This window comes from Pseudomonas sp. BIGb0381 (assembly GCF_024809815.1).
Classification (GTDB): Bacteria; Pseudomonadota; Gammaproteobacteria; order Pseudomonadales; family Pseudomonadaceae; genus Aquipseudomonas.
The window spans coordinates 865104-890644 of record NZ_JANUEN010000001.1; the positions used below are offsets into that span (position 1 = coordinate 865104).

At 60.3% G+C, this 25541-nt stretch carries 23 protein-coding genes, 1 tRNA gene, 1 pseudogene and 1 riboswitch; of the genes and pseudogenes, 10 read left to right on the forward strand and 15 right to left on the reverse strand.

Annotated elements, in window-relative coordinates:
• Window positions 1-17 precede the first annotated feature (17 nt).
• The 3 genes and pseudogenes from M2397_RS04090 (at window position 18) to M2397_RS04100 (ending at window position 2585) form a co-directional block, all read left to right on the forward strand.
• A complete protein-coding gene (locus tag M2397_RS04090; RefSeq protein WP_259242332.1) occupies window positions 18-1181 on the forward strand; it encodes an MFS transporter in 1164 nt (387 codons plus the stop codon).
• Window positions 1178-1937: pseudogene (locus tag M2397_RS04095) on the forward strand (MFS transporter). The gene M2397_RS04090 and the pseudogene M2397_RS04095 overlap by 4 nt, the downstream one beginning before the upstream one ends.
• Window positions 1938-2345: 408 nt before the next feature.
• The gene (locus M2397_RS04100) at window positions 2346-2585 is read left to right on the forward strand and encodes a DUF6124 family protein (protein WP_145334920.1); all 240 of its coding nucleotides are present in this window, start codon (window positions 2346-2348) and stop codon (window positions 2583-2585) included.
• Window positions 2586-2653: 68 nt separating this feature from the next.
• Here M2397_RS04100 and M2397_RS04105 read toward each other — a convergent pair whose 3' ends face one another.
• From M2397_RS04105 to arsN2, 3 genes are all read right to left on the reverse strand, one after another.
• Window positions 2654-2959: a DUF6482 family protein gene (locus M2397_RS04105; RefSeq protein ID WP_131697138.1), complete on the reverse strand. Its 306-nt coding sequence runs from the start codon at window positions 2957-2959 to the stop codon at window positions 2654-2656.
• 19 nt (window positions 2960-2978) lie between these two features.
• The gene (locus M2397_RS04110; RefSeq protein WP_184744380.1) at window positions 2979-3503 is read right to left on the reverse strand and encodes a DUF3833 domain-containing protein; all 525 of its coding nucleotides are present in this window, start codon (window positions 3501-3503) and stop codon (window positions 2979-2981) included.
• A gap of 550 nt (window positions 3504-4053) precedes the next feature.
• Window positions 4054-4521, reverse strand: a complete 468-nt coding sequence (gene arsN2, locus M2397_RS04115) for an arsenic resistance N-acetyltransferase ArsN2 (RefSeq protein WP_184744378.1) — start codon at window positions 4519-4521, stop codon at window positions 4054-4056.
• 181 nt (window positions 4522-4702) lie between these two features.
• Here arsN2 and M2397_RS04120 point away from each other — a divergent pair, with 181 nt between their 5' ends.
• From M2397_RS04120 to M2397_RS04135, 4 genes are all read left to right on the forward strand, one after another.
• Window positions 4703-5059: a metalloregulator ArsR/SmtB family transcription factor gene (locus M2397_RS04120; protein WP_259242333.1), complete on the forward strand. Its 357-nt coding sequence runs from the start codon at window positions 4703-4705 to the stop codon at window positions 5057-5059.
• A gap of 154 nt (window positions 5060-5213) precedes the next feature.
• Entirely contained in the window at window positions 5214-5927 is a 714-nt protein-coding gene (gene arsH, locus M2397_RS04125; RefSeq protein ID WP_184744374.1) for an arsenical resistance protein ArsH, read from the forward strand.
• Window positions 5928-5947: 20 nt separating this feature from the next.
• On the forward strand, window positions 5948-6370 hold the full coding sequence (gene arsC / locus M2397_RS04130; RefSeq protein ID WP_184744372.1) for an arsenate reductase (glutaredoxin): 423 nt from the start codon (window positions 5948-5950) through the stop codon (window positions 6368-6370).
• Window positions 6371-6399: 29 nt separating this feature from the next.
• The gene (locus M2397_RS04135; protein ID WP_259242334.1) at window positions 6400-7473 is read left to right on the forward strand and encodes an ArsO family NAD(P)H-dependent flavin-containing monooxygenase; all 1074 of its coding nucleotides are present in this window, start codon (window positions 6400-6402) and stop codon (window positions 7471-7473) included.
• Window positions 7474-8136: 663 nt separating this feature from the next.
• Here the strand turns inward: M2397_RS04135 and M2397_RS04140 are convergent.
• The 11 genes from M2397_RS04140 to M2397_RS04190 form a co-directional block, all read right to left on the reverse strand.
• A tRNA-Gly gene (locus M2397_RS04140) sits at window positions 8137-8210 on the reverse strand.
• 318 nt (window positions 8211-8528) lie between these two features.
• A complete protein-coding gene (locus M2397_RS04145) occupies window positions 8529-9413 on the reverse strand; it encodes an alpha/beta fold hydrolase (protein ID WP_259242335.1) in 885 nt (294 codons plus the stop codon).
• Window positions 9414-9717: 304 nt separating this feature from the next.
• Window positions 9718-10410, reverse strand: coding sequence for a 16S rRNA pseudouridine(516) synthase (locus M2397_RS04150; RefSeq protein ID WP_131697134.1), 693 nt, complete (start codon window positions 10408-10410; stop codon window positions 9718-9720).
• A complete protein-coding gene (locus M2397_RS04155) occupies window positions 10400-10606 on the reverse strand; it encodes a cysteine-rich CWC family protein (protein ID WP_065938870.1) in 207 nt (68 codons plus the stop codon). Before M2397_RS04155 ends, M2397_RS04150 begins: the two co-directional genes overlap by 11 nt.
• 48 nt (window positions 10607-10654) lie before the next feature.
• Complete coding sequence (gene uca, locus M2397_RS04160; protein WP_259242336.1) at window positions 10655-14260, reverse strand: urea carboxylase; 3606 nt, start codon at window positions 14258-14260, stop codon at window positions 10655-10657.
• A gap of 231 nt (window positions 14261-14491) precedes the next feature.
• Window positions 14492-15121, reverse strand: coding sequence for an urea amidolyase associated protein UAAP2 (locus M2397_RS04165; RefSeq protein WP_074844417.1), 630 nt, complete (start codon window positions 15119-15121; stop codon window positions 14492-14494).
• A gap of 9 nt (window positions 15122-15130) precedes the next feature.
• Window positions 15131-15856, reverse strand: a complete 726-nt coding sequence (locus M2397_RS04170; RefSeq protein WP_259242337.1) for an urea amidolyase associated protein UAAP1 — start codon at window positions 15854-15856, stop codon at window positions 15131-15133.
• Complete coding sequence (locus tag M2397_RS04175) at window positions 15853-16617, reverse strand: ABC transporter ATP-binding protein (RefSeq protein WP_259242338.1); 765 nt, start codon at window positions 16615-16617, stop codon at window positions 15853-15855. Before M2397_RS04175 ends, M2397_RS04170 begins: the two co-directional genes overlap by 4 nt.
• On the reverse strand, window positions 16614-17429 hold the full coding sequence (locus tag M2397_RS04180) for an ABC transporter permease (RefSeq protein WP_131697130.1): 816 nt from the start codon (window positions 17427-17429) through the stop codon (window positions 16614-16616). The genes M2397_RS04175 and M2397_RS04180 overlap by 4 nt, the downstream gene beginning before the upstream one ends.
• 12 nt (window positions 17430-17441) lie before the next feature.
• Window positions 17442-18509, reverse strand: a complete 1068-nt coding sequence (locus M2397_RS04185; RefSeq protein WP_259242339.1) for a putative urea ABC transporter substrate-binding protein — start codon at window positions 18507-18509, stop codon at window positions 17442-17444.
• Between the two features lie 60 nt (window positions 18510-18569).
• A riboswitch (guanidine-I (ykkC/yxkD leader) is annotated at window positions 18570-18671 on the reverse strand.
• Window positions 18672-18838: 167 nt separating this feature from the next.
• Complete coding sequence (locus M2397_RS04190) at window positions 18839-20461, reverse strand: methyl-accepting chemotaxis protein (RefSeq protein ID WP_131697128.1); 1623 nt, start codon at window positions 20459-20461, stop codon at window positions 18839-18841.
• Between the two features lie 315 nt (window positions 20462-20776).
• Between M2397_RS04190 and M2397_RS04195 the strand changes: the two genes are divergently transcribed.
• Window positions 20777-21148 (forward strand): hypothetical protein, encoded by a 372-nt coding sequence (locus M2397_RS04195; protein WP_259242340.1) that lies wholly within the window; start codon window positions 20777-20779, stop codon window positions 21146-21148.
• A 55-nt stretch (window positions 21149-21203) separates the two neighbouring features.
• Here M2397_RS04195 and M2397_RS04200 read toward each other — a convergent pair whose 3' ends face one another.
• On the reverse strand, window positions 21204-22316 hold the full coding sequence (locus M2397_RS04200; protein WP_131697127.1) for an enoyl-CoA hydratase/isomerase family protein: 1113 nt from the start codon (window positions 22314-22316) through the stop codon (window positions 21204-21206).
• A gap of 136 nt (window positions 22317-22452) precedes the next feature.
• On the opposite strand from M2397_RS04200, the gene ung reads away from it, so the two are divergent.
• Window positions 22453-23145: a uracil-DNA glycosylase gene (ung, locus tag M2397_RS04205; protein WP_259242341.1), complete on the forward strand. Its 693-nt coding sequence runs from the start codon at window positions 22453-22455 to the stop codon at window positions 23143-23145.
• 239 nt (window positions 23146-23384) lie between these two features.
• On the forward strand, window positions 23385-25256 hold the full coding sequence (locus tag M2397_RS04210) for a hypothetical protein (RefSeq protein WP_131697125.1): 1872 nt from the start codon (window positions 23385-23387) through the stop codon (window positions 25254-25256).
• Window positions 25257-25541 lie beyond the last annotated feature (285 nt).

The window sequence follows — 25541 nt, forward strand, 5'->3', positions numbered from 1 at the left end:
ATAAAACGAGAGGTTTCATGAAACCGCGCCTGCATTGTGCCCGCCTTGCCCTGTTCCTGTGTGGCTGCGCGGCGTTTCTCAACCTCTATGCGACCCAAAGCATTCTCCAGACGTTTGCCGCGCACTTTCATATCAGTGCCAAGGATGCGGGTTGGAGCATCACCGTCACCACCCTGGCGGTGGCGATCACTGCCCCGTTCGTCAGTCGCCTGACCAGGCGCTTCGAGCAACGCAGCGTGATCGTCGTGGCGGCGTTACTGCTGGCGCTGCCGGCATTGATGACCGCTTATGCCGACAGCTTTGCCGAAGTGCTGGTGTGGCGCTGTGTCGAAGGCATGTTGATCCCGGTGGTGTTTGCCACCAGCGTGGCTTACATCGGCGACCGCTGGAGCGGTGGCACGGTCACTGAGGTCACGAGTCTCTACGTCGCGGGCACCGTGTTGGGCGGGTTCGCCGGGCGCTTCGTCACCGGGGTGATGACCGAATATGTGGGCTGGCGCGAAGCCTTTGAATTGCTCGCGGTACTGAGCTTGATGGTCGGCGGGTTTATCCAGTTTCTGTTACCGGCCAACCGCCCACGGACCGTGCAAGTTAAAGCCTCTTCGTCAGGTGTATTTCGCCGGCCGCTGTTGGCAGCTTACGCCGTAGGTTTCTGCGTGCTGTTCTCGCAAGTCGCGGCGTTTACCTACGCAGGTTTGTACTTGGGCCTGCCGCCGTTCAACCTTGGGCCTGCGGCCTTGGGGACGTTGTACATGGTGTTCCTGTTGGCGTTGATCGTGATCCCCATCGCCGGGCGCCTCAGCAAAGCCCGCCCCCATGCCGAACTGCTGAGTGTCGCCGCCGTGCTGGGCGTCAGCGGTTCGGCGTTGACCTTGGTGCCGTCCCTGTGGTGCATCGTAGTCGGCCTGGCGCTCAGTTCCACCGGCGTATTCCTCGCCCAAGCCGCCGCCAATGCGTTTATCAGCGCCACCGCGCGCAATAACAAGACGGGCGCTGTCGGTGTTTATCTCACCTGTTATTACCTGGGCGGCAGTGGCGGCGCCATTGTCCCGGCGCTGATCTGGGAACGCTGGGGCTGGGCCGGTTGCGTGGTGCTGATCATCGGTTTCCAGCTGCTGACCTTGTTGATCGCCTTGACCGGCTGGAAGCCCCTTAAACCTGAGCTGATTTCTGCACCATAAACGACACCGTCGCTGTGCCTTCGTCCGAATTAAAAACTCGCCGTCGCGCCCTGTTCGCCGGTTGCAGCGCCCATGCCGTGCACGATGGGCTCACTGATGTGATCTATGTTTTGCTGCCTGTCTGGCAGGCTCAGTTCGCCTTGTCCTACGCCCAGATCGGCCTGTTACGTGGCGCCTATTCCGGGATGATGGCCGTGTTCCAATTGCTGGCCAGTCGCGCTGCCAGACGCTGGGGCCGCACGCTGATGCTGGTGGGCGGCACTGCGCTGGCGGGTGTTGCCTACCGGTACCGCCGGCATCGGTCTTGCGCTGACCCTGCTGTTCATCGGCGGCGCCTTCGGCAAACTGTTCTGCGGCTACCTCGGCGCACGCATCGGCATGATGAAGACCGTGTGGATCACGGAAACCAGCACCGCACTGCTGATCGTCGCGGCGGTGTACCTGACGCTCAGCGGGTTGATGGTGATGCTGCCGCTGTTGGGGCTGGTACTGAATGGCACCTCCTCGGTGCTGTACGGCGCCGTGCCCGACCTTGCCGGCGCGGGCAAGCGCGAGCAGGCGTTTGCGCTGTTCTACACCGGCACCATTGGGGGTGGCGCGTTGGCGCCGGTGGTGTTTGGTGGCGTGGGGGATGCGCTGGGCGTGCCGGTGGCGGTGATGGTGTTGGCGGGGATGTTGGGTGTGACGTTGCCGTTGGCGTGGGTGGCTTCCTCGCTGTCGAGCAGGTCAACAAGATCGAAAGCGGTCAATGGCTGAGTCATGATCAAACCTGCGTATGCAGTTCTGGTGGGGTGGGGCCATGGACAATGATGTGAGTGGCAGGTTGAATTCAAACGTTCTTCAGCGGCTATTTGTTGCCAAAAGCTTCGATTTCTTCACGCTTCGAGCATGGGTCTGAACCTTGCGGCATTGCCTACACAACGATCAGACTCGTCCGAGTTGTGCGCCTTGGACGACCTCTTTAAGGTTCGTCAGCCGCTGCCCATCAGCGGTCGGGTTTAGTAGCCCGATACGATCAACGGTGTACAGCTGCTCTTATGGTGGCTGCACGCAGGGCGTCTTCGGGCGCGCCGGTTTCGTTGATTCGCCGGTCTACTAACCTGCGTACAGCCGCCACCCATTGTTTAGTAGCTCTGGTATGCGGTCCCTAACGAGGATCAACAGATGTGTACTGACTCATGCAATCCATCCGTAAAACTGTTCAGCGTCCGTCCCGAAATCGACACTCAAGCGCTGCTCGCCAACGCCTACGAAACCATCGCCGGTGCAGGTGCCATGACCCACGAGTTCGTCGAAAGCCTGCCCTCTCAACAGCGCTATCTGGCCCTGGCCATTCAGCAGATGATTGAACTGGGCCTGCTGCTGGTCGAGGCTGTTCAGGACCGTGTGGACCGAGTCGCGTAGGCCATCCGTACGGTGTAAACGGCTTGCCTTCCCAGGCCGCCCATACCACGGGGGAGGGGAGCCAGAATTTACAGTGTCGCCGCCAGCGAAAACGGAATGCGCAACGCACCGATAGGCCCTTCACGCGTGCCGCACATTTCATCGTGAACGCAGTGTTGCACCAGTACGCAAGGAAACGGCGGAACCCGTTGCAACAGGTCGCGTAAATGCGTGGTGGACCCGATGCGCAGCGGCTTGCCGTGATCGTCCAGTAACGTTGCCTCGACGTGCTCCAGCCTGACGCGAGCGATATAGAAACCGCCCTCCAGGGACAGCAACTCCAGCTCACGTATTTCGCCTTTCCCGGCCAGCTCGGCCAGCATTTGCATATTCATGATTGACCCTCGCTCGGACTCATTGGCGACGAAAGAACAGCGTGACCTGACCCCACTCGACACCGAACTTGGACATGCTCGAGCGGTTGATCAAGGTGTCCTCGTCCATCAGGTACATCCAATCGTCAAAGCTGACTTCGTACACCGAGCCATCCACCGGCAGATTGAGCCGGTAGCGCCAACGCAGCGCATTACCCGCCACTTCGCCGATCGCCTCGCCCACCACATCCCCGGCTCGTCCGCGCCAGCGCCCTGGGCCGTCCGGCGTCAGTGTCCACACCCGTTGCTGGCGCGTGCCATCGCTGTACAAGAAACGCTCGTCCAGAATCAACGCGTTGCCCTCGCGCCGGCTGGCAATATCGACCTCAAAGCGCTTGGCCACTTCCCCCGAACGCTTCTGGAAGATGCCCCAGGCTTTCACGGGTTTACTGAAGAAGCGCTCCAGGTCCAGTTTCGGTTGCTGGTCGGCGTAGTGGTTGACACCCACGTTCGCGCAACTGCTCACACTCAATGCCAGCAATAGTGAAACCCATAGACGCGTCATGACCAGGCTCCTTGAGCGTGCGAGGCGCGATGCCAATGCTTGGGCCTGATACTTGTACATAATTTATTATTTGTACATGTTTTTGAGTGCAAGAGGGATATTGAAATTTCGGGCATTGCCTACGCAACCATCGGAAGCGTCGATGTTGTGCGTATTGGACGAGGTACTTACTAGTTTGAATTACCAACCGGCCTGCCAAATCGCCCCATAAAAACTGAGGCGTCTGATGTTCAGAACACAAGACTCAGACCTAATCGGCGTTCCTGGCATTTTTGGTGAAGGCCTTGCGCATTGGCATAGCGTGTCACGAGTGCTCAGAACTCACTGGTATCACCTTACTATTCGCTTGCCTGACGAAGGTCGCAGCACTGAGTTCGTTGACATGATTTAGGGTTCGCACAGGTTGAAAAGCATGCTCGTCACCCGGAACGCTGAACAAGAGATAACTGATGTTCAGGTCATGACCCAGCATGGATGAACAAAGGTGCCGGGTGGGACACGGAACGCGTAACCTAGACGGCATCGAGGCTAAAAGCCATCAACACGGTGATCAGCTATCTTCTCGCCGCCCAGTTAACGCCTTGCACATGTAGCAAGCCGAGCCAGGGCAAAGCCCCCTGAACTGCTCCGTCTGAGAAATCAGAGGCGGCGCGGAACCTCGTTGATTTACTGCATAGCCCTGCAGTTCAAAAAAGCCTGACGCAGTCGTTGTCAGCAAATGAAATCGAGCGATTCCCTGCTCGGCAGCTATTGCTTCAATGACTCGAAGCACTGCAACCCCAACCCCTTTCGATCTGTATGCCGGCTCTACGACCATGGAGCGCAGCAGTCCATCTGTTCCATGCGTTTCAAATCCTCCCCATCCGACACTCCTACCGTCCCTTGTGAACTCAAAAAAGGTTCGGCCTGGAAGGTCAATATCGTCTACGGGAAGATCGGCGGATTTCAATGCAGTGCGAAAACGCTGCCATTGGCCTCCGGCAATTTTCGTTGCCTGGATCATCATTTCACTCTCCATCTCCTCAACTCCTTGATACCCCGTGATCAGACTATGGCGGCCTAGCAGAGAGACGCAACCACCATATTCGCTTTACCGAATATTCGCCAAGCCGTATATTCGGTTATCCATATGTTCCGAGATCAACCATCAGCCTTGCTATCAAAGTGCTTTTCGTCTGCGCTGCCAACTTTGGAAGTCTATGACCGAGCCTATGAACCCCTCCACGCTATTCAAGTGTCTGGCTGACGACACACGGATCAAAATAACGCTGCTCGTCGTGAGTGAAGGTGAGTTATGTGTTTGCGAACTGACAGCGGCTCTTGAGTTGAACCAACCCAAAATTTCTCGTCACTTGGCGCTGCTCCGTTCAGCCGGTTTGCTGATGGATCGTCGCCAGGGTCAGTGGGTGTACTACCGACTGCATCCCGATTTGCCTAGCTGGGTGGCGGCAGTTTTAAAAGACGTAGGCGATGCCAATCAACAGTGGTTGGAAGTCGAGACCAAGCGCCTGTGTGGCATGAACGAACGTCCCATCAATCAGGCCGAGTGCAGTTGATTCACTTCCAAAGCGGGTTATTCAGATGCTGATTGCCGCAATCGCTGCAGCTGAAAACCATCAGCACTAACCCTCAGGGCCGAACTGAGCCATATCGGTTCGCTTTGAGGAACAATCGAGGTTGTGCCAGCTAGGCGCACCTGTAGGAGTTTTCATGCAAGACACATTGCCGAACGTACACGCCGACCTGATCGACGTTCCCTCCTTGGAGCAATTGGAGCCGCGTACACCGTCACTCCATAAGCCTCGAATTCTGCTTTTGTACGGATCGACGCGAGAGCGCTCTTTCAGCCGTTTGGTGACTCAGGAAGCAGCCCGCTTGTTGGAGGAGTTTGGCGCCGAAACCAAAATCTTCGATCCCTCGGGTTTGCCGCTGCCGGACGATGCTCCGGATACACATGCCAAGGTCGTGGAGTTGCGCGAACTCATGCAATGGTCTGAAGGACAGGTGTGGTGCTCTCCTGAGCGCCACGGCTCCATGAGCGCCGTTTTCAAGGCCCAGATCGACTGGGTTCCGCTGGCGATTGGGGCTGTTCGACCTACGCAAGGAAAGACCCTTGCAGTAATGCAGGTCTGCGGCGGCTCGCAATCTTTCAACGTGGTCAATCAGCTGCGCGTATTGGGTCGGTGGATGCGCATGTTCACCATCCCAAACCAATCTTCGGTGGCCAAGGCGTTCACCGAGTTCGACGAGGTAGGTCGTATGAAGCCGTCTTCGTACTACGACCGACTGGTGGACGTGATGGAAGAGCTAATGAAGTTCACGCTGCTGTTGCGGGATCGCCAGGACTACTTGGTTGATCGCTACTCCGAGCGTAAAGAGTCCGCTGAAGAGCTGTCCAATCGCGTCAACCAGCGCTCCATTTAACGTCACCGCGAGGAAACCCTATGAGTCAGATCACGATCTATCACAACCCGCAATGTGGCACCTCTCGCAACACCTTGGAACTGATCCGCAACAGCGGAGAAGAGCCGACTGTTATCGAGTACCTGCAGACCCCACCTGACCGCACCACGCTTGTCAGGTTGATCAAGGATATGGGTATCGAGGTACGTGCCCTCCTTCGTATCAAAGGCACGCCTTACGAGGAGCTGGGACTGGGCGATACGTCACTTACGGATGACCAACTCATCGATGCCATGATGACTTACCCCATCCTGATTAATCGCCCCATTGTCGTGACGCCCTTGGGGACACGCTTGTGTCGTCCTTCAGAGGCCGTCCTCGACCTTCTGCCGCAAGAGCAGCGCGGCAGCTTTGTCAAAGAAGACGGACAAGTCGTCATTGATAAGAGTGGCCGCAGGGTTTAAAGCGATGTGAAGCAGATTGGCCTGGAGGAATGGTGGTGAATCAAAATTCGAAATTTGATGTCGTGGTCATTGGCGGTGGCCAATCCGCGCTCACCGTCGCCTATTTTTTGAGGCGTACAGGCCTTTCCTACGTATTACTCGACGCCGAGTCTGCACCGGGAGGAGCCTGGCGGCATGGATGGGATTCTCTCCGACTATTCTCGCCGTCTGCTTGGAGCTCCATCGCCGGCTGGCCTATGCCAGCTGTCTCCGAAAGTACTCCTGGGAGGGACGATGTGGTCGACTATCTGACTCAGTATGAGCGCAGATATGACTTTCCCATTGTCCGCTCCACGCGGGTGACCCGTGTCGAAAACATCGAAGGCGGGTTGCGCGTTTTCTCTGGGGATACTTACTGGGATGCCAAATCAGTCATCAGTGCAACAGGCACGTGGAGCAGTCCGGTTATTCCAACCTACCCACGACAGGAGCTTTTCGAGGGGCAGCAGATCCATTCCGCCCATTATGTTGGGCCGCGTGAGTTCGAGGGGAAGACAGTGCTGGTCGTTGGCGGTGGTAACTCAGGTGCCCAGATTTACGCCGAAGTTTCGAAGGTGGCTCACGCAACTTGGGTGACTCAGCAAGCGCCAAAGTATCTTCAAGATGAGGTCGATGGCCGCGTCCTGTTCGAGCGGGCCACTGCTAGATTGAGGGCGCAACAAGATGGGACGGAGCCTCAGCAGCCCGTTGGAGGACTGGGAGACATTGTGATGGTGCCACCGGTAAAGGAAGCTCGCGAACGCGGCGTGCTGAACGCGGTACGGCCATTCACGCACTTCACCTCAACGGGTGTTGTGTGGCCATCGGGGGCCGAGTCGAAGATTGATGCCGTCATCTGGTGTACTGGATTTTCTCCCGCGCTCGACCACCTGGGCAACCTGGGTATCGTTGACGATGACGGTAAAGTCGCCGTGAATGAAAACCGGAGTGTTGCTTCACCAAATCTGTGGCTGGTGGGCTACGGCGATTGGACGGGGCTTGCCTCCGCTACATTGATCGGAGTAACCCGCACAGCTCGAGATGTAGTCAACCAAGTCCAAAGCTATCTTACAAGCGAAGCCTGATCGCTTGCGACGCAAATCAACACTAGCGATGAAGACCTACAAACACGTATTTCTGCAGTCGCACAGGCGATTTCCGGTCGGACGTATCTGTGGCTCCGCTACGTGGAATGAGCTCCGTTCGCAGCAAAAGCCCGGCTGAATAGATACCAGAACTTGTGAGAGGTTTGGGGCTTTTGGCAGTCTTGTAGGAGGGCAGTTGCTTTGCACGTTGTGTTCTCCGCACGACGGGGGCGCTACTTAGTCGGGCCGCAAGATCTGACTAACTGACTTACTTCAGTTGGCGAGCCGCTGTGCGCGGGCAGGCTGGCGTGAATCGAGTTCCCGCGTCCCTCCGTATCTCGGCCCTTGCGGGCGTCCATCCTTCACGCCCTCGGCTGTGCCAGCCTGCGCGCTCCGCTTGCGTCGGTTACTCAGCGCTTTCCTACGTTCTGTACCCTAGACATCCGATCATTATCGCTCCGGCCGCAGAGAGGGATTCTGGTTCTGTTGCCTATCGCCGCTAGCGGGCTTTGGGTTATCCAACTGTTACAGAACGCAGGATCGATTACGCACGTGTCTTTCGGCTTGTGGTGGCAACGAGGGAGGGGGAGGTGCGAACTGGTTTTGATTTGCTTGGCGGTTGCAGCGAGATTGGCTAGAAGGGCCGGAATTGCTGCTGCTGATTGGAGCGGGTAGAGGGAATCGAACCCTCAACTAAAGCTTGGGAAGCTTTCGTTTTGCCACTAAACTATACCCGCTTGGTCAAGCTATTTACGCACCCAGGGCAAGGGTCGATTAAGAACCCTCGTTACCAGCTTGGGAAGCTGGAGTAATGCCATTATACGACACCCGCTCAGAGCGGCTGACTTTGTACCAGATGTGCGCCGGGATTTGAAGTTTTTCTTCGAAAAATGTGCGAGTTGCAGGCACTTGCCCTGGCGACGAACGGAGCCGATGTAGGAGCGAGCTTGCTCGCGAAGAATTCAAGAGCGCCGCGTTCAACCAGGGCGCGCACGTCATCGTTGGCGATCTTCGCGAGCAAGAACTAGGCGTCCCCCTCGCTCCTACACGGTATTTCAGATGGCAAAGGCATGCTGTGTCTGGCCCTGGTGATAACGCAATCGGCTGACCTGCCGTTCCGGTTTCAAAAAGCCCACCACCGCCTCACGGCTATCCCGGCACGCCGCCTTGTGCTCCATATCCAGGAAATGCCCCGTCGCCTGGATGGTGCTGAAGCTGCTCTTCGCCACGTACTGCCCGAACTGCCTGGCATCTTCGGCGCTGGTGTACTCGTCCCATTCGCCGTTCAAAAACAGCACCGGCACGTCGATCTGCCGCGCGGCGTTGAGGTAGCACAGGCGGTCGTTGTGCAGTACCTGGCTGATGTGAAAATGCATCTGCCCGTATTCGTGCTCGGCCAGGCTGCTCACATGCTTGTAGTTGAATCGCTTGAACAGCGACGGCAGGTGTTTGCCGATGGTGCTGTTGATCAGGTGGCCGACGCGGTCGCGGTCGAGGTTGCCGAGGTAATCGACGCCACGTTCGAGGTAGTCACGCATCGGTGCGTTGATCACCGGCGAGAATGAGCTGATCACGGCCTTTTCCACACGGCGTGGCCGCTGGGCGAGGGCCACCAGGGTGGCGGCGCCGCCCCAGGAGAAGGACAGCACGTGCTCGGCGGCGAAGTGGTCGATAAGTTCCAGGAGAATCTGGCCTTCGACTTCCTTCGTCAGCATTTGCTCATGACGGTTATGGATTTTGGAGCGACCGGCGTAGGGCTGGTCGTACAAAACCACATTGAATTGCGGGTACAGGCTTTTCACGGTTTGGGCGAAGGAGGCCGTGGTGGCCATCGAGCCGTTGACCAGGATGATGGTCTTTTCAGCAGCATCCGCGCGATAGAACTCCGTGTAAACCCGATACTGACCCTGTATATCCAACACAGCGATTTCTGGCCTCATGTCGTAAGACTCCTGGCAAGCGGGTAGGGCGCGCAGATCACTCTGCACGAGCTTTATGACAGGTAGGCATACGCCTGGAAGATGAGGGCCCATGTCGGTCCGATGACGGCTGGCCGACGGGTGTTGTTATGGCGGGCTGTTTGCCTGGGAGGCCCGTAGATCAAGCGCGGGCGGGGCAAGGTGTTTCTTGGAGGTTATAGGCGACTCGTCAGTCATAATTTGGCTGACGGTTTGATTCAAGCAGTAGACCGGGGATGTCGCAAGTTGCAGAAATGGGTTTTTGCCATCACCGGCCGAACGGTCGTCAGACTTGTCGGATTTCTTCCTCGGACAGCGCCCGGTACTCGCCCGGCGCCAGAGCCGCATCCAATCCCAATGGGCCCATTCGCTCACGGTGCAGGCCGATCACTTTGTTGTTGAAGTGTCCGAACATGCGCTTTACCTGGTGATAGCGGCCTTCGATGATGCTCAATCGTGCCAGGCGTGGCCCCAACAGCTCCAGCTCGGCCGGTTGCGTCGTCAGGTCTTCAAACGCGAAATACAGGCCCGCCGCAAAGGTTGCCGCGTATGCGGGGCCGATGTCCTGCTCGGTCTCCACCCGATAGACCTTGGGCAGCTTGGTCTGCGGTTGCGTCAGGCGCCGCGACCACTGGCCGTCGTTGGTGATCAGCATCAGGCCGGTGGTGTTGAAATCCAGGCGACCGGCGATATGCAGCTCGCCTTTGTCCGGCTCATCCAGCAGGTCCAAGACAGTCGGGTGTTGCGGGTCCGAGGTGGCGCTGACGCAGCCCTGAGGTTTGTGCAGCATGAAATAGCGCGCCGCTTTGCCTGCCTGCAACACGTCATCGTCAACACACACGCGGCTGAATTCGCGCACTTCATGATGAGGGTCACTGACTGCCACGCCATCCACCGTCACCCGCCGCTCGACCAGCAACACACGCACTTGCTGGCGATTGAAACGCGGCAGGTTGCTGAGGAAACGGTCAACGCGCATTGCGAAGCTGCTCATCCACCTGAGCACAGCGCGGGCACAGGCAGGCCGTGTTGCGCAATGCATCGGGCAGCGCTTCAAGCACCGCCGGGTCGATGGTGACGCTGTAGCACCAGCACGGCTGGTCGGCGGTGCGTGGGTCGGCCAGGGTGCAATCGTTGCGGGCACCGCAGGCGGGGCAAAGGGTTGGCGTGGTCATGGTCGGTGGGGGCAGGGCCTCGGAAGTCCCTGCACGATACAGCGCCGGTCAGTCCCGTTCCAGCACCACGACCCGCTGGCCTGCGCCAATCCCGCTGCCCGGTCGCACCGGGATTTCCCGCACCACCCCGGCAAACGGCGCCAGCACCGGGATCTCCATTTTCATCGACTCCAGAATCACCAGCACATCACCGGCCGCAACCCGCGCGCCCACGCTTACCTGTACCTGCCAGAGATTGCCGGCGATATGGCTGTCGATGCTGTATTCATTGGCCGTAAGCGGCGTGTCTTGCCCCGCTGGCGCCGCGAGTTCTTCGCTGTCGAAATGTGCCTGGCCGCTGACGATCCAGCGCTCACGCTCGGCGTTGAACGCCTGTTGCTGTTGTTCACGAAAAGCACCGATCCCCGAGGCTTCCCGCGCAAGAAATGCCTGGTAATCCGCCAGGTTCAGGGTGCTCTCTTCGATATCCAGCTCGAAGCGTCCCAGGGGAAAATCCCGACGAATCCGCACCAGTTCATCCGCGCTCACGGGATAGAACCGAATCTGATCGAAGAAGCGCAGCAGCCAGGGTTTTCCATCAAACGCCGCGACTTCGCGATAGCGGTTCCACATCTGCAAGGTGCGCCCGACAAACTGATAACCGCCGGGCCCTTCCATGCCGTACACGCACAAATACGCGCCGCCGATGCCCACCGAGTTCTCGGCGGTCCAGGTGCGGGCCGGGTTGTATTTAGTGGTCACCAGGCGATGACGCGGGTCCAGCGGCGTGGCCACCGGCGCGCCGAGGTAGACGTCGCCCAGGCCCATCACCAGGTAGCTGGCGTCGAACACCGTGTGGCGCACTTCATCGAGGTTGGCCAGGTCGTTGATGCGCCGGATGAACTCCAGGTTGCTCGGGCACCACGGGGCGTCCTTGCGCACAGTGGTCATGTATTTTTCGATGGCCAGCTGGCACGCCGGGTCGTCCCAGGACAGCGGCAGGTGCACGATGCGCGAGGGCACTTGCAGGTTTTGGCGGGTGCACACGGCGGTCCACTCGTGGGTGATCAGTGCCAGCAGGTCGGCCAGGGGCAGTTGCTCGGGTTGATAGTGGATCTGTAGCGAGCGGATGCCGGGCGTCAGGTCGATCACGCCCTTCAATGCTCGGGTTTCGAGGGCCTGCATCAGGGCATGGGCGCGAAAGCGCAGCACCAGGTCCAGCTCCGGCGCGCCGATTTCCAGCAGCAGGTGGGTGTCGCCAGCGAGGCGCGCGACCAGGCGGGTGTCGGCTTGGCCGATGTCCAGGATGATGGGGGATGCCAATTGCTCGATGCTGGCGGCGGACCGAGTTGAGCCCATCGCGAGCAAGCTCTGCTCCCACAGGGTTTCGGCATCCCTTTGATCCCAGTTCAGGGCAAGGTCGCGGGCGGTCTTGAGGTCCACGGGATCAAAGCGAATCTTGTCACCGGCCTTGAGCTGGCCGAGCTGCCAAAGATCCGCCTCGATCACCGTCACCGGGCACACAAACCCGCCCAGGCTTGGCCCGTCCGGCCCCAGGATCACCGGCATGTCCCCGGTGAAATCCACCGCGCCGATGGCATAGGGGTTGTCATGGATATTCGACGGATGCAGCCCTGCTTCACCGCCATCCGTGCGTGCCCAAAGAGGCTTCGGCCCGATCAGCCGGACACCGGTGCGGCTGGAGTTGAAATGCACTTCCCACTGCGTGGCGAAGAAGGTGTCGATGTACGCCGGCAGGAAGTATTCCGGCGCGCCGTGGGGGCCGTAAATCACCCGCAGTGTGCGGACCTCCGGCAGCGGTTCGGCGACTAATTGTTGCCCGGCGTTCAGGTCTTCCAACGGCAACAGATGCAACACATCGCCCGCCCGCAAGGCGCGACCCCCATGCCCGCCAAACTGGCCGAGGGTGAAGGTGCTTTTGCTGCCCAGGTAGTCCGGCACTTGCAGCCCGCCACGCAGGCACAGGTAGCTGCGTGCCCCGGCGCCGGCGAGGGTGCCCAGGCTCAGGATCGACCCGGCCTCAATCAGCAACGCGGTGTTCATTGGCACGGCTCGATCATTTAACCGCAACGGGATTTCAGCACCGGTCACTGCGACCACCGCCGCGCAATTGAAGCGCAGCAGCGGCCCGCTCATGGTGATTTCCAGCGCCGCAGCCCCCTCGTCGTTGCCCAGCAGGCGATTGCCCAGGCGCAGCGCGCGGCTGTCCATCGGCCCTGACGGCGGCACACCCACGGCCCAGTAGCCGAGGCGGCCGGGATAGTCCTGCACACTGGTTTGCGTGCCCGCGCTGACGACTTCAAACGTGTCGGCCACGTAGACCAGGTCTTCCAGGCATCGCGTCCACGGCCGGCCATTGGCGAAGGGCGGGGCCAGCAGGATTTGGCGCAGGTAATCGCGGTTGGTTTCCACGCCGTATAACTGGCTGTCGCTCAACGCCTGATGCAGAGCCAGGCGCGCCTGTTCGCGGGTGGGCGCCCACGTGATGAGCTTGGCGATCATCGGATCGAAGTACGGCGGGATCTCGCAGCCGGCTTCCACCCAGGTGTCGATCCGCAGACCCTCGGCCCGCGGGAAATCCACACGGGTCAGCAAGCCGGGGCTCGGCTGGAAATCCCGGCCCGGGTCTTCGGCATACAGGCGCGCCTGGATCGCGTGGCCCTGGGGGGTTAACTCGAGTGTGTTCAGCGGCGGCATTTCCCCGGCCGCCAGTTGCACCATCCAGCGCACCAGGTCCACGTCCCATACCTGCTCGGTGACGCCGTGTTCCACCTGCAAGCGCGTGTTCACTTCGAGGAAGTAGAAGCGCCCGTCCGCACTGTCATAGATAAATTCCACGGTGCCGGCGCTGCGGTAATTCACGGCCTTGGCCAGGGTGATGGCGGCCGCGCACAGGGCCTCGGCCATGCCGTCGGGCAGGTTCGGCGCCGGGGTTTCTTCGAGGACTTTCTGGTTGCGCCGTTGCACCGAGCAGTCGCGCACGCCGAGGGCGATCACTTCACCGGCGCCGTCGCCGAACACCTGCACTTCCAGGTGGCGTGCGTGCTCGATGTACTTCTCGATAAACACGCCGGCATCGCTGAAATTGTTCTGCCCCAGGCGTTTGACCGCCTCGAAGGAGTCACTCAATTCCTCTGCGCTGCGGCACACGCGCATGCCGATACCGCCGCCCCCGGCGGTGCTTTTGAGCATCACCGGATAGCCCACGGCGTCGGCGGCCAGCAACGCAGAGGCGAGGCTGTCGAGCAGTTCGGTGCCTTCCAGCAGTGGGATCTTGTGCTGCCTGGCCAAGGCGCGGGCGGTGTGTTTGAGGCCGAAGACCCGAAGTTGTTGCGGTGTCGGCCCGACAAAGGCGATGCCGGCGTTTTCACAGGCTTCGGCAAACGCTGCGTTCTCCGACAGGAAGCCGTAGCCGGGATGGATCGCCTTGGCCCCACAGGCCTTGGCGGTGGCGAGGATTTTTTCCACCGCCAGATACGTACTGGCCGCCGCGCCTTCACCGAGGCTGTAGGCCTCGTCGGCTTGCTGGATATGCAGGCTCGCCGCATCGGCCTCGGCGTACACGGCGATGCCCTTGACCTGCAGCTCGCGCAAGGTGCGCAGGATGCGGCAGGCGATGGCGCCACGGTTGGCGATCAACAGTTTTTCGAACATGGCAAAACCCTGCGGGCCGTCCCGCAAAGTGGGGGAGCACTGCGGTCGTCCGCAGTGTGTGTGGTTAGTGTGGGAGGGGGCATTACTGGACCACCGCTATCGGGGGCAAGCCCAATGCCTGTAGGAGCGAGGGCAAGTTCCCTCCCACATTGGATCTCTAGCGCTTTTGCAGGCACTGCCCGGCTCGGGACTGGCACAGGGCAAATAACCAATGGCGCAGGCGCTTGAGTTTCAGTTCCATACCAGCAGCTCCGCAGGGGTGGGGTTGTAGGCGTTGCATGGGTTGTTCAACTGCGGGCAGTTGGAGATCAGCACGATCACATCCATCTCGGCGCGCAGGTCGACGTACTTGCCGGGGGCGGAAATGCCGTCTTCGAAGGTCAGCCCGCCGTCGGCCGTCACCGGCACATTCATGAAGAAATTGATGTTCGGCCCGATGTCGCCTTTGCCCAGGCGGCCGTCGTGGGCACAGGCGCGCAGGTAGTTGTCGCGGCAGCTGTGCATGTAGCGTTTTTCCAGGGCGTAGCGCACGGTGTTGCTCTCTTGGGCGCAGGCGCCGCCGAGGGTGTCGTGGCGCCCGCAGGTGTCATCAACGATGGTCAGCATCGGCTGGCCGAGGTTGGAATACAGCACGCTGCCGGTGCCCAGGTACACGCTGTTTTGCCGGCGCAACGTGCGCTGCACGTCGTAGCGTTCACGCGGGTTTTTCACGCTGTAGAACAAAGTGTCGACGGCCTGGTTGCCCTCCAGGTCGAGGATGCGCAGGGTCTGCCCGGCCTTGACCTCCATCAGCCACGGCTCGCCGGCGGGGATGGTTGCGCGGTACACGGCCGCGTCCGGTTGTTTCAGTGCGATAGACATGGCAGCTCCTCAGGCGAACAGGCGATCGGTGTTGATAAAGCCGCGCTCGTTTTCCGGGCGCGAGGTACGGCAGTGTTCGGCGACGCTTTTATCGGCGTTCATCCAGCTCAGCTTCAGCGGTTGCGGCGCGTAGTGCGGGTTCGGGTCCATCGGATGTTGCAGGGCGGTGAGCACCACCAGGGTGTCCATCGGCGCGTAGAGTTCGATGTAATCGCCGGCCTTGGAATTACCCGGCACAAAGTGCAGGTCACCGTCGCTGTCCACCGTGACTTTGCTGAACAGGTTGAGGGTCATCAGCAGGTCGGACAGGCCCAGCCCCCACTTGCCCAACTCCACCAGCAGGTTGTCGGTGCCGTTGCGGAAGAAGCCGTTGCGCAGTTCCTGATAGCGACCCTGGCCGTACTTCTCGGCGACTTCGGCGGCGCACAGCACACCGCCGATGCTGTCGCTCCAGCCGCAGGTATCGGCGGTGATCGCGGCCAGTACGCGGCCCATGTCCGAGTACAGGCAATGGCCCGTGGTGAGCTTGGCTGTGTGTTGGCATTTGAGGCTGTCGGGCACGTTCAGGCGCTCGGTTTTTTCGTTGGCGTTGAGCAGGGTCAGGCTGACGTTGGCGCCGCCGCGAAGGTCGGTCAGGCGCAGCAGTTGGCCGCGCTTGAGCACGAACGAACGGTGGCCGCCGCCGGGCAGCATTTCTTCGGCGAAGGGTGGGAACAGTTGGGTGGAATCGGTCATTTGGACGTGGCTCCAAGTTCGGCGGCGAGCGCCTTGCGGCGCTCGCTGTTCAAAGGGATGTCGTAGGTGATGCGGGCGCCATAGGCGCCGGGGGCGTGGGGGTCGACGCGGACCTTGTCGAACACCAGCAGGCGCGTGCCGAGGCTGAAGCCTTCGCTCAGGTCGTGGGTGACCATGAACACCGTCAGCCGGGTTTCGCGCCACAGTTCCAGCAGCAGATGGTGCATGTCCTTGCGAATGCCCGGGTCGAGGGCGCCGAAGGGTTCGTCCAGCAGCAACACGCGGGGTTTCATGATCAGGGCCTGGGCGATGGCCAGGCGTTGTTGCATGCCGCCGGAGAGCTGCGCGGGGTACTTGTCCAGGGCGTGGCCGAGGCCGACTTTGTGCAGCAGCGCGGCAGCCTGTTCGCGGGCGTCCTTCCTGGCTTTACCGAACAGCCGGCCCAGCACGCGTGAACGTGGCAGTTCCAGGCCGAGGGCGACGTTGTCGAGCACAGTCAAATGTGGGAACACCGAGTAGCGCTGGAACACCACGCCACGGCTGGCATCGGGCTCGGCGGCGAGGGCCTGGCCGTCCAGCAGGATCTGGCCTTTGCTCGCGGTTTCCTGGCCCAGCAACAGGCGCAGGAAGGTCGACTTGCCACAGCCGGACGTACCGACCAACGTGCAGAATTCACCCTCGGCGACGTGCAGGTTGAGGCCTTCGAGCACCACTTGGTCGCCATAGCGCTGCCACACATTATTGACGCTGATAAAGCTCATGCCCGCGCTCCTTCGTACCAGGGGAACGCATGCCGGGTCAGGGCCTTGAGGCCCCAGTCCATCAGCCAGGCCAGCAGCGTGATCCACACCACGTAAGGCAAGATCACGTCCATCGCCAGGTAGCGTCGTACCAGGAAGATCCGGTAGCCCAAACCGTCGGTGGAGGCGATGGCTTCGGCGGCGATCAAAAACAACCACGCCGAGCCGAGCATCAGCCGCAGCGAGATCAACAGGCGCGGCAGCAATTGCGGCAATACCACACGCAGCATCAGGGTCCAGGTAGAGGCACCGAGGGTCTGCGCCTTCACCAGCAGCTCGACCGGAATTTCCCGCGCGCGCTGTTCCAGGTCACGGGCCAGGCAGGGGGTGACGCCGATGACGATCAGCATCACTTTGGACAATTCCCCCAGCCCGAACACGATGAACAGAATCGGCAGGATCGCCAGCGGCGGCACCATCGACAGCACCGTCAGCAACGGTGACAACGGTGCGCCAAACAGCGGCAGCGTGCCGGCGGCGATCCCCAGGCACAGGCCGGCGAGGGCGCTGATACCCAGGCCGATGGCGAGGCGGCGCAGGCTGGAGGCGCTGTCCTGCCACAGTACGTATTCGCCGGTGCGGGTGTCGGCGTTGAAGGCCAAGCGTTTTACCGCGTCAATCATTTGCCCGGCGCCGGGCAGCAGCTTGTCGTTGGGGTTGTCTGCCAGGCGCTCGGCCGAGCCCACGAAGTAGGCAAACAGCAGCAGGGCGAACGGCAGCAGCACCAGCAACAGGCGGCTGGAGCGGTCCGGGTGACGGTTGATCAGGCGCATGGCCGGGTCCTCTTACAGCTTGCCGTCGGCGGCCATCTGCACGTAGCTGGGGTCGAAGTGCAGCTTGAGGTTGGCTTTGTCGCCGCTGGTCACGCCATTGGCGAAGCTCATGCCCACGGCGCTGGTGTCCTTGGCGCCTTCACCCAGCAGGCCGTGTTTAAACGAGAACTCGGCGACTTTGCCCATGGTGGCGGGCAACTGTGCGCTGGTGGCGAAGGCCAGGGCTTCCTTGGGCGTGGCGAACAACTTGGTGGTGTCCAGTTGCGACTGGAAGCCCGCAAGGTCAGTGCCGGAAGCCTTGGCCATATGTTCCAGGGCTTCGGTGCTGGCGGCGCCCTTGGCGTTCATCAGCGCGACCACTTCGAACCAGGCGCCGGTGAGGGCTTTACCCAGCTTGGGGTTGTCTTTGAGGACCTGGGTGTTGACCACCATCATGTCCATGATTTCGCCGGGCACTTTGCTGGAGTCGAACACTTGGCTCACGCCAGGCTTGGCCTTGATCTCCGAGAGCATCGGGTTCCAGGTGGTGACGGCCTGGACCTGGTCGGTGTTGAAGGCCGCTGCGATGTCGGCATCCGACGTGTTGACCACCTTCAAATCTTTTTCGCTGAGGTCCGCCGATTCGAGCGCGCGGGCCAGCAGGTAGTGGGACACCGAGAGTTCCACCAGGTTGACGTTCATGCCCTTGAGGTCGGCCACGGTCTTGCCGGTGCCCTTGATCACCACGCCGTCGTTGCCGTTGGAGAAGTCGCTGACCACCAGTGCGGTGCTGTCCACGCCACCGGCGGCGGGGATGGTCAGGGCGTCCATGTTGGTCATGGTGCAGCCGTCGAACTGGCCGGCGGTGTACTGGTTGATGGATTCGACGTAGTCATTGAGCTGCACCATGTCGATGGTGATGCCGTACTTCTTGGCCCACTTGTCGAGGATGCCTTGGCTGCCGGCATACTCCCACGGCATCCAGCCGGCGTAGATCGTCCAGCACACGCTGAAGTGGTTTTTGGATGCGGCTTGGGCCTGGAAGCTCAGCACGGCGGCAAAGACGGCGGCGAGCAGAGCGGGTAAACGGATTGAGGGCATGGGGCTTCTCCAGTTGATCAAGGGCGAGCAGGAGCAACGCGGCACCGTGAACGGTGGCTTGTCTCCCGGGCTTTTATCCCGCCGTGTAACCTCAACTGGAGGTCGCCAACTCTCGGACCAGCCACTCGCTTTTGGCGAGCCGGAACCCTAGTCGGCCATTGCAAATTGTGGTGCCGCGAACCTGTATCAATCCTGCACGCAAGAGATAAAGCGAGAGTCGTGCCAAGTGGCTTCGACGCCCGGCGGTTCAGCCTGGCGGGTGGGAAAGGAGGGCATAGAAGAGGGCGTTGTGCGCCACGCGGGTGCGTCGGCGCACTGCGATGAGGCGCTTACAGCTGGAACTTACTGACCAGCATATTGAACGAGGTGGCCAGTCGCGACAGGTCCTGGCTGGAGGCGTTGGTCTGGTGGGCACCGGCGGCGGTCTGGGTGGACAGATCCTGGATGTTGAGCAGGTTGCGATCCACTTCGCGGGCCACCTGGGCCTGTTCCTCGGACGCCGAGGCGATTACCAGGTTGCGCTCGTTGATGCTGGACACGCTGGCGGTGATGCGCTCCAGCGCCTGGCCGGCGTTTTGCGCCAGGGTCTGGGTGTTGTTAGCCCAGGTCAGGCTCTTGTTCATAGCGGCCACGGCACCATCGGCGCCTGCCTGCACTTCACCGATCATTTTCTCGATGTCGACCGTGGAGATCTGGGTGCGGTGGGCCAGCGCCCGCACCTCATCGGCCACCACCGCAAAACCACGGCCTTGTTCACCGGCACGGGCGGCTTCGATGGCGGCATTGAGGGCCAGCAGGTTGGTCTGGTCGGCAATGCCGCGGATCACATCGATCACCTTGCCGATTTCGCGCACCTGGTCGGCGAGGTCGGCGACCGATTGGGTCGAATCGTTGATCTCGACCACCATCGATGACATGCCCGACACGGCCTGCTCCACCTGCTGGCGGCCGTCCTCGGCTTCGGCGCTGGCCTGGCGCGACGCCTCGGAGGTCGACACGGCGTTGCTCGCCACTTCGTCGACCGCTGCGGTCATCTGGTTGACGGCGGTGGCGGCTTGTTGGATTTCGTCGTTCTGGCGGGTCAGGCCACGGGTGCTTTCATCGGTGACGGCACTCAGCTCTTCGGCTGCCGACGCGAGCTGGTCGGAAGCGTTGGCGATTTCCATCAGCGTGCTTTTCAGGCCGCCTTGCATATCGGATAAGGCCATCAGCAGTTGCCCGGCTTCGTCGGTGCGGTCGGTCGTGATGGCTTGGGTCAGGTCGCCCTTGGCGATGCGCTGTGCGTTTTCAACCGCTTGTGCGATAGGACGGGTGATCAGGCGCGTGATCAGCACACCGACGATGATCGCAATGATGAAGGCCAGGACAATGCCGCTGATCATCCAGGTCAATGCGCTGCTGCGAAGGTCCTCGGCGGCGACGGCGCCTTCCTTGATCTGGCGGTTATTGGACTCGATCATCACACGGATCAACTCGCGCGCCTGGCGAAACAGTTCATTGTTGGTGCTGTTGAGCTGGGCGCGGGCCTGCTCGACCTGGCCACTGTCGAGCATCGACATGATACGTTCGGAGCTGCTGGTGTAAGTTGGCCAGATCTGGTCGAGCTTGTCGCCTGCTGCCCGTTCGTCGTCTTCCAGGGGCGTGGCACGGTAGGTGGCGTAGGCGCTCTGGCTGCGTTTGAGTTCGTTGGCGATGTCCTGGCGCACACGGTCGCGGTCTTGTTGGGCGACGTCGCCTTTGCTCGCATCCATCAAACGGTACAAACCACGGTTGTGGGCCACCAGGCCATTGAGGGTAGCGGTCGTGTTGCTGACGGACGCCAGGTTATTGGAGAACGTCTGTTCCAATGCATTGGCGAGGCGGACCACGCTTTTGATACCCAGCAGGCCGACCCCGAGGGTGACCAGCGCACACACTAGAAATGAAAGCAGCAGTTTGGTTGAAATTTTCATGGATCGGATCCGGCGAAAGTGGCGAAGGGCGCACGTTAGAGCCTCCCTGGCTTATGCGATGTCATAGTGACATCATCGCAATCTGGAAAGTTTCGGGCCAGAAAAATTTACTGAATCGATAAACCTGGGGGATAGATTTGCGCTATGCGGCAGTGCATTTAATGGTGTATGGCCGCAGTTGGCATTGATGTATCAAGTTGTTACCAAAACGCACCAGATTCGGTTTTTGATGTCAGATGTTTCGTCATTCAGTGAAAGCTGAATGCCGCTCCCCAGCGTCGCTGGAGGTGCTCTTTCGCGGTCCAGGAGGCCGCCATGTATCGACGACTGCTGCTCAGCGCTTTACTCGGTCTGACCCTTTCCGCTTGTGTGCCCTACTACGATGGAGGCCAGAGCTATTACCGTTCCGAGGTCTACACCTCACCGGCGCCGGCTTATTACTACGGCGGCGGCACGGCGTATCAATATCGCCGTGATTACTACCCGTCGCCGCGTTACTACGCTCCGGCTCCGCGTTACTACTCGGCGCCGCGTTATTACCAGCCGGCGCCTCGCTATTACCCGTCAGGGCCAAGGGCCGGTTATCGGCCTCACCCGAACCAGGGCTGGGGGGATCGTTGGAACAATGGCGGGCATGGACGCGGTGGCGATCATGATCGTGGAGGTGGCCGCGGCGGTCACCGTTGACCGGCCTGTATGACAAGCGGCGCATGAAGCGCCGCTTTTTTATGGGCGCAAAACGTCAGTAATCGGACAAGTCCGCGAGCGGATGCCGGCCTTCCCACGCCTTGGTGAAGTGCGCCTGCACCACGGCGTCGGGGACCGTATTGATGTCCGGCCAATGCCAGTGGGGCGTCTGGTCCTTGTCGATCAACCGCGCGCGCACCCCTTCGCTGAACTCCGGATGGCGGCAGCAGTTCAGGCTCAGGGTGTATTCCATCTGGAACACCTCGGCCAGGGACAGATGACGGGCCCGCTGGATCTGTTCCCACACCAGGTGCGCGGTCAGCGGGCAGCCTTCGCTCAGTGTCTTGCCGGCGCGGTTGAACAGCGGGTCGGCGTGGTCGCGCAGCGGGCTCAAGGCGCGCCAGGCGCTGCGCACATCACCGACGTCCAGCCATTCGTCGATTTGTGCCCGACGTGGCAGCCATTGCGCCTCGGGTTGCTGGGCCACGGCTTCCTGGGCCAGGGCCTTGAGCAGGCTGTTGAGCTGTATCGCGGTCTGTTCCTGCCAGTTCAGTTGCAGCAAACCCTCGAGTAACTCGTCTTGTTGATCGTCACGCAGGAAACGGTCGGCCAGGCCCAGGTCCAGGGCGTCACGGCCGTTGATATGGGCGCCGGTGAGGCCAAGGAATAACCCCAGCTTGCCGGGCAGGCGCGACAGAAACCAGCTGGCGCCCACGTCCGGGTACAGGCCGATGCTGATCTCGGGCATGGCCAGGCGGCTGCTCGGCGTGACAATCCGTATGGCCGCGCTTTGCAGCAGGCCCATGCCACCGCCCAGCACGTAACCGTGGCCCCAACAGATCAGCGGTTTAGGGTAAGTGTGCAAACGGTAGTCGAGGCGATATTCCGCGGCAAAAAACTGTGCGGCCAGGGCTGGCACTTCCCCCGGCTGCTCGCGGCAGGCCTGGGCCAGGCTGCGCACCTCGCCGCCGGCGCAAAAGGCCTTGGGCCCGTTGCCACGCAGCAGCACACAGGCGATGTTCGGGTCTTTGGCCCAAGTGTCCAGGCGATCAGTCAGGGCCAGAATCATCGGCAAGGAGAGGGCATTGAGGGACTTTTCAGCGTCCAGGCTGGCGATGCCAATGCGGGCGCCGCCACTGCCGGTCAGTTCTTCGAAGTGCAGATTCATCGTGACCTCAATCGAGAAGGTGAAGGATCAGTATGATCGCTTCGTGGGAAAGTGCCGGTGGTGTGTCAGATCAATTGACAAGCAGGGCCGGCTTTCCTAGGGTTCGCCTCATTCTTTTCTACAAGACATTTCAACTATGACCGAAGGCGACCGTATCAAACTCGAACCCAGCTGGAAACACGCCCTGCGTGATGAGTTCGATAAGCCCTACATGGGTCAGTTGCGCGAGTTCCTGCGCCAGGAACATACCGCCGGCAAAGAGATCTACCCGCCCGGTCCGCTGATCTTCAATGCGCTTAACTCAACGCCGCTGGACAAGGTCAAGGTGGTGATCCTCGGCCAGGACCCGTACCACGGCCCCGGCCAGGCCCACGGCTTGTGCTTCTCGGTGCAACCGGGCGTGCCGGCGCCGCCATCCCTGGTCAATATCTACAAAGAGCTCAAGCGCGACCTGAACATCGACATCCCCAATCACGGCTGCCTGCAGAGCTGGGCCGACCAGGGCGTGTTGCTGCTCAACACCACCATGACCGTGGAACGCGCCAACGCCAATGCGCATGCGGGCAAGGGCTGGCAATTCTTTACCGATCGGATTATCGAAGTGGTCAGCGAACACCAGCCGCACCTGGTGTTCCTGTTGTGGGGCGCCCATGCCCAGGGCAAGCAGAAGCTGATCGATGCCACCAAGCATTTGGTGCTGACGTCGGTGCATCCGTCGCCGTTGTCGGCATATCGCGGATTCCTGGGCTGCGGACATTTCAGCCGCACCAACAAGTTTCTTCAGCAAAACGGCGAAACCCCCATTGATTGGGCGCTACCACCGGTCTGACTGGAACGACCTACCTGTTATTTCCGACAGTATCGGGTAGGTCGTTTTGCGCATTTAATAATCTCCTTGGCCTTGTCGATCTGGCGAACACCAGAACGGTAGTCAATGGTCGATCATCGATTGATTGCTCAAGGAGATTAAACATGTCCGAGTCGAATCTTCCCTCTGACGCCCAGCCCGTTGACCCGCGGCAGCCGGCTGGGGATAAGCGCCCCCCGCGCAAACATTCCGAGTCAATCATGAGCCTGGACAATCCCATCCCGAGCCAGGCACTGCCGTTGCTGTGGGATGAGGCGGCCTACACCCTGCCGGTGAGCCTGCAGGATCAGGTTTTGCTGGTGACGATCGAGAGAGTCTGGCCGGTCCATCATTCCAACTTCGCAGTTCCCACCTTGGTGGAGTACCTCTTGCAGGGGGAGGTCGAACATACGTACACGATCCAGGGGCCGTACGACCCCGACGTGGTGTTTCCATTGACTCAGGCATTACCCGCTCACCTCCTGTCTATCGGGGGCATTCGGCGTTTGAATTATCGAGTGAGCTCGCCGTTTGTGCCGCTGACCGAATCCTTCCCGACGTTTATCAATATCGACAAGACCGCGCCCAATTTTGATAACCCCGGCCTGCCGCTGGAGTTTGAGGACGAGGTACTGGTTGAAGTGACGGATGACTATCTGGTCCGCAATGGCGGGGTGCCTGCAATCGTACCGCGGTGGCTGGATATTCGGACTGAAGATGTCGTCAGGTATTACTGGGGCGAATTTCCCGACGTCAACCTGGCGGGTGTCGTTGTTATCGAGCGGTCGCATGTTGAAGGTGCGCCTGTCGAGTTCACCTTTCCCGAGGCATTTGTGCGTACCAGCGGCACGGGGCAACGTTTTGCTTCCTACACCCTGACTGATCGAGCCGGTAGGGTGGGGCCGTTTTCCGAGCCGGTGACGCTGAACGTGTCACTGGCAACGCTGCCCGACCTGCCGCGGCCGTTGGTGCCCTTGGCCGAGGCGGATGGCTTGATCAACCTGGAGGACGTGCGCCAAGGTGTCACAGTGTCGATTCCACAGATCACCGACGCCGCCCCTGGGGACCGCGTTTTTCCGTTCTGGAACACCCATGCCCTTGGACCGATTACCATCGGCGCGGTACAGCAGTGGCCCATTCCAGTGCCGGTGCCCTGGCCGATTCTGGCTGACGGTGGCTTCGACAGTACCTACCCGGTACGGGTGCGCTATCTGTACCTGCGGGGTACGGCATCGAAGAACTCCCCCGACAGCTTCTACCTGGTCGACCTTTCGGTTGCAGGCGTTTCGCCCATTGGCCCTGACCCGATCAATCCCGGGTTGGAGAGGGTCACCGTAAAAGGCCGCTCTGGGGATAATGTTGTTACGGCTGCCGATGAGCCGGGGCCAGTCCCCGTGGAGGTTCCCCTGTTTTTTAACCCAGTCGTGGGTGAGAGGCTGGAGTTGTATTGGGGCAATGATGACACTTATGCCGGCGAGTATGTGGTGCAGCCAGGCGATGTTGCGGGGCAGTTGGTCACGATCCAGGTGCCCTGGACAGTGGTGTCGACCGGCTCCAATCCAGCGCTTGAGGTCTACTACTGGACTGACAATGGCATCAATCGCCAACGCAGTCCGTTCACGCCGGTACGGGTGGAGTTCGATACGTTGATTGGCTTGCTGCGGCCTCGGTTGCTCAATGACAGTACCCGCGACTTTGTTGCCTGCGGCACCATTCCGGAGCCTTGGGAGGGGGTGTTCCTGGGAATAGACTGGAACTCGCAGCATTTCGAGGTCGGCGACACTGTTCGGCTGTATTGGAAAAGCTACCCGAGCAAAAATGGCAATGGGGAACATTTTGATGGCACGGATGTGTGGTTCGATCACACACTGACGAGTGATGATCGTGACATCGGTGTGGCGCAAATCCAGATCCTGCCCTTCAATCCATTGATTACCCTTCCAGGTCTCGTTGCCGAATGGGGGTCTGCAGTTGTTTCTTACCGTCTGTACAAGGCCACGGGGCCTACAGGGATATCGTTGAGGAAGCTGATTTACATCGACCTGAAACGGCCGGGTGGGGGCACCTGCCTGGGACCGTCGAGTAAAATGTGACCTGTGCAAGCAATGACAAAGAAGAGGGCGCAAGCCCTCTTTTTTTCCTTGATTTTCGACCAATGGCGCAGCGTTATTGGTCATGAGGGACTTTCGAGTTGCGGGGCTTATGTCGGGTTAGATTTTATGTCACTAGCAGATTATGTTTGCGCATGAGTGAGTTATTAAAAACAGCCAATCGCAGGTTGTTATCGTCAAGCACATTTTTTCATATTGTGCATCTGTCAGATTTGACAGGCTGTGCCTCGAAGTTGAAAGGCGTTTAATTAATCTGTCCTTGGTTCA

Bases quoted from the DNA above. Each gene is read 5' to 3' on its own strand.
- M2397_RS04100 (WP_145334920.1), top strand. From the start codon at position 2,346: ATGTGTACTGACTCATGCAATCCATCCGTAAAACTGTTCAGCGTCCGT.
- M2397_RS04190 (WP_131697128.1), bottom strand. From the start codon at position 20,461: ATGAAAATTTCAACCAAACTGCTGCTTTCATTTCTAGTGTGTGCGCTG.
- arsC (WP_184744372.1), top strand. From the start codon at position 5,948: ATGAGTCAGATCACGATCTATCACAACCCGCAATGTGGCACCTCTCGC.
- M2397_RS04175 (WP_259242338.1), bottom strand. From the start codon at position 16,617: ATGAGCTTTATCAGCGTCAATAATGTGTGGCAGCGCTATGGCGACCAA.
- M2397_RS04135 (WP_259242334.1), top strand. From the start codon at position 6,400: ATGGTGGTGAATCAAAATTCGAAATTTGATGTCGTGGTCATTGGCGGT.
- M2397_RS04195 (WP_259242340.1), top strand. From the start codon at position 20,777: ATGTATCGACGACTGCTGCTCAGCGCTTTACTCGGTCTGACCCTTTCC.
- M2397_RS04185 (WP_259242339.1), bottom strand. From the start codon at position 18,509: ATGCCCTCAATCCGTTTACCCGCTCTGCTCGCCGCCGTCTTTGCCGCC.
- M2397_RS04105 (WP_131697138.1), bottom strand. From the start codon at position 2,959: ATGAATATGCAAATGCTGGCCGAGCTGGCCGGGAAAGGCGAAATACGT.
- M2397_RS04120 (WP_259242333.1), top strand. From the start codon at position 4,703: ATGACCGAGCCTATGAACCCCTCCACGCTATTCAAGTGTCTGGCTGAC.
- M2397_RS04090 (WP_259242332.1), top strand. From the start codon at position 18: ATGAAACCGCGCCTGCATTGTGCCCGCCTTGCCCTGTTCCTGTGTGGC.
- M2397_RS04165 (WP_074844417.1), bottom strand. From the start codon at position 15,121: ATGTCTATCGCACTGAAACAACCGGACGCGGCCGTGTACCGCGCAACC.
- M2397_RS04200 (WP_131697127.1), bottom strand. From the start codon at position 22,316: ATGAATCTGCACTTCGAAGAACTGACCGGCAGTGGCGGCGCCCGCATT.
- M2397_RS04155 (WP_065938870.1), bottom strand. From the start codon at position 10,606: ATGACCACGCCAACCCTTTGCCCCGCCTGCGGTGCCCGCAACGATTGC.
- arsN2 (WP_184744378.1), bottom strand. From the start codon at position 4,521: ATGGAGAGTGAAATGATGATCCAGGCAACGAAAATTGCCGGAGGCCAA.
- M2397_RS04170 (WP_259242337.1), bottom strand. From the start codon at position 15,856: ATGACCGATTCCACCCAACTGTTCCCACCCTTCGCCGAAGAAATGCTG.
- ung (WP_259242341.1), top strand. From the start codon at position 22,453: ATGACCGAAGGCGACCGTATCAAACTCGAACCCAGCTGGAAACACGCC.
- uca (WP_259242336.1), bottom strand. From the start codon at position 14,260: ATGTTCGAAAAACTGTTGATCGCCAACCGTGGCGCCATCGCCTGCCGC.
- M2397_RS04210 (WP_131697125.1), top strand. From the start codon at position 23,385: ATGAGCCTGGACAATCCCATCCCGAGCCAGGCACTGCCGTTGCTGTGG.
- M2397_RS04110 (WP_184744380.1), bottom strand. From the start codon at position 3,503: ATGACGCGTCTATGGGTTTCACTATTGCTGGCATTGAGTGTGAGCAGT.
- M2397_RS04150 (WP_131697134.1), bottom strand. From the start codon at position 10,410: ATGCGCGTTGACCGTTTCCTCAGCAACCTGCCGCGTTTCAATCGCCAG.
- arsH (WP_184744374.1), top strand. From the start codon at position 5,214: ATGCAAGACACATTGCCGAACGTACACGCCGACCTGATCGACGTTCCC.
- M2397_RS04180 (WP_131697130.1), bottom strand. From the start codon at position 17,429: ATGCGCCTGATCAACCGTCACCCGGACCGCTCCAGCCGCCTGTTGCTG.
- M2397_RS04145 (WP_259242335.1), bottom strand. From the start codon at position 9,413: ATGAGGCCAGAAATCGCTGTGTTGGATATACAGGGTCAGTATCGGGTT.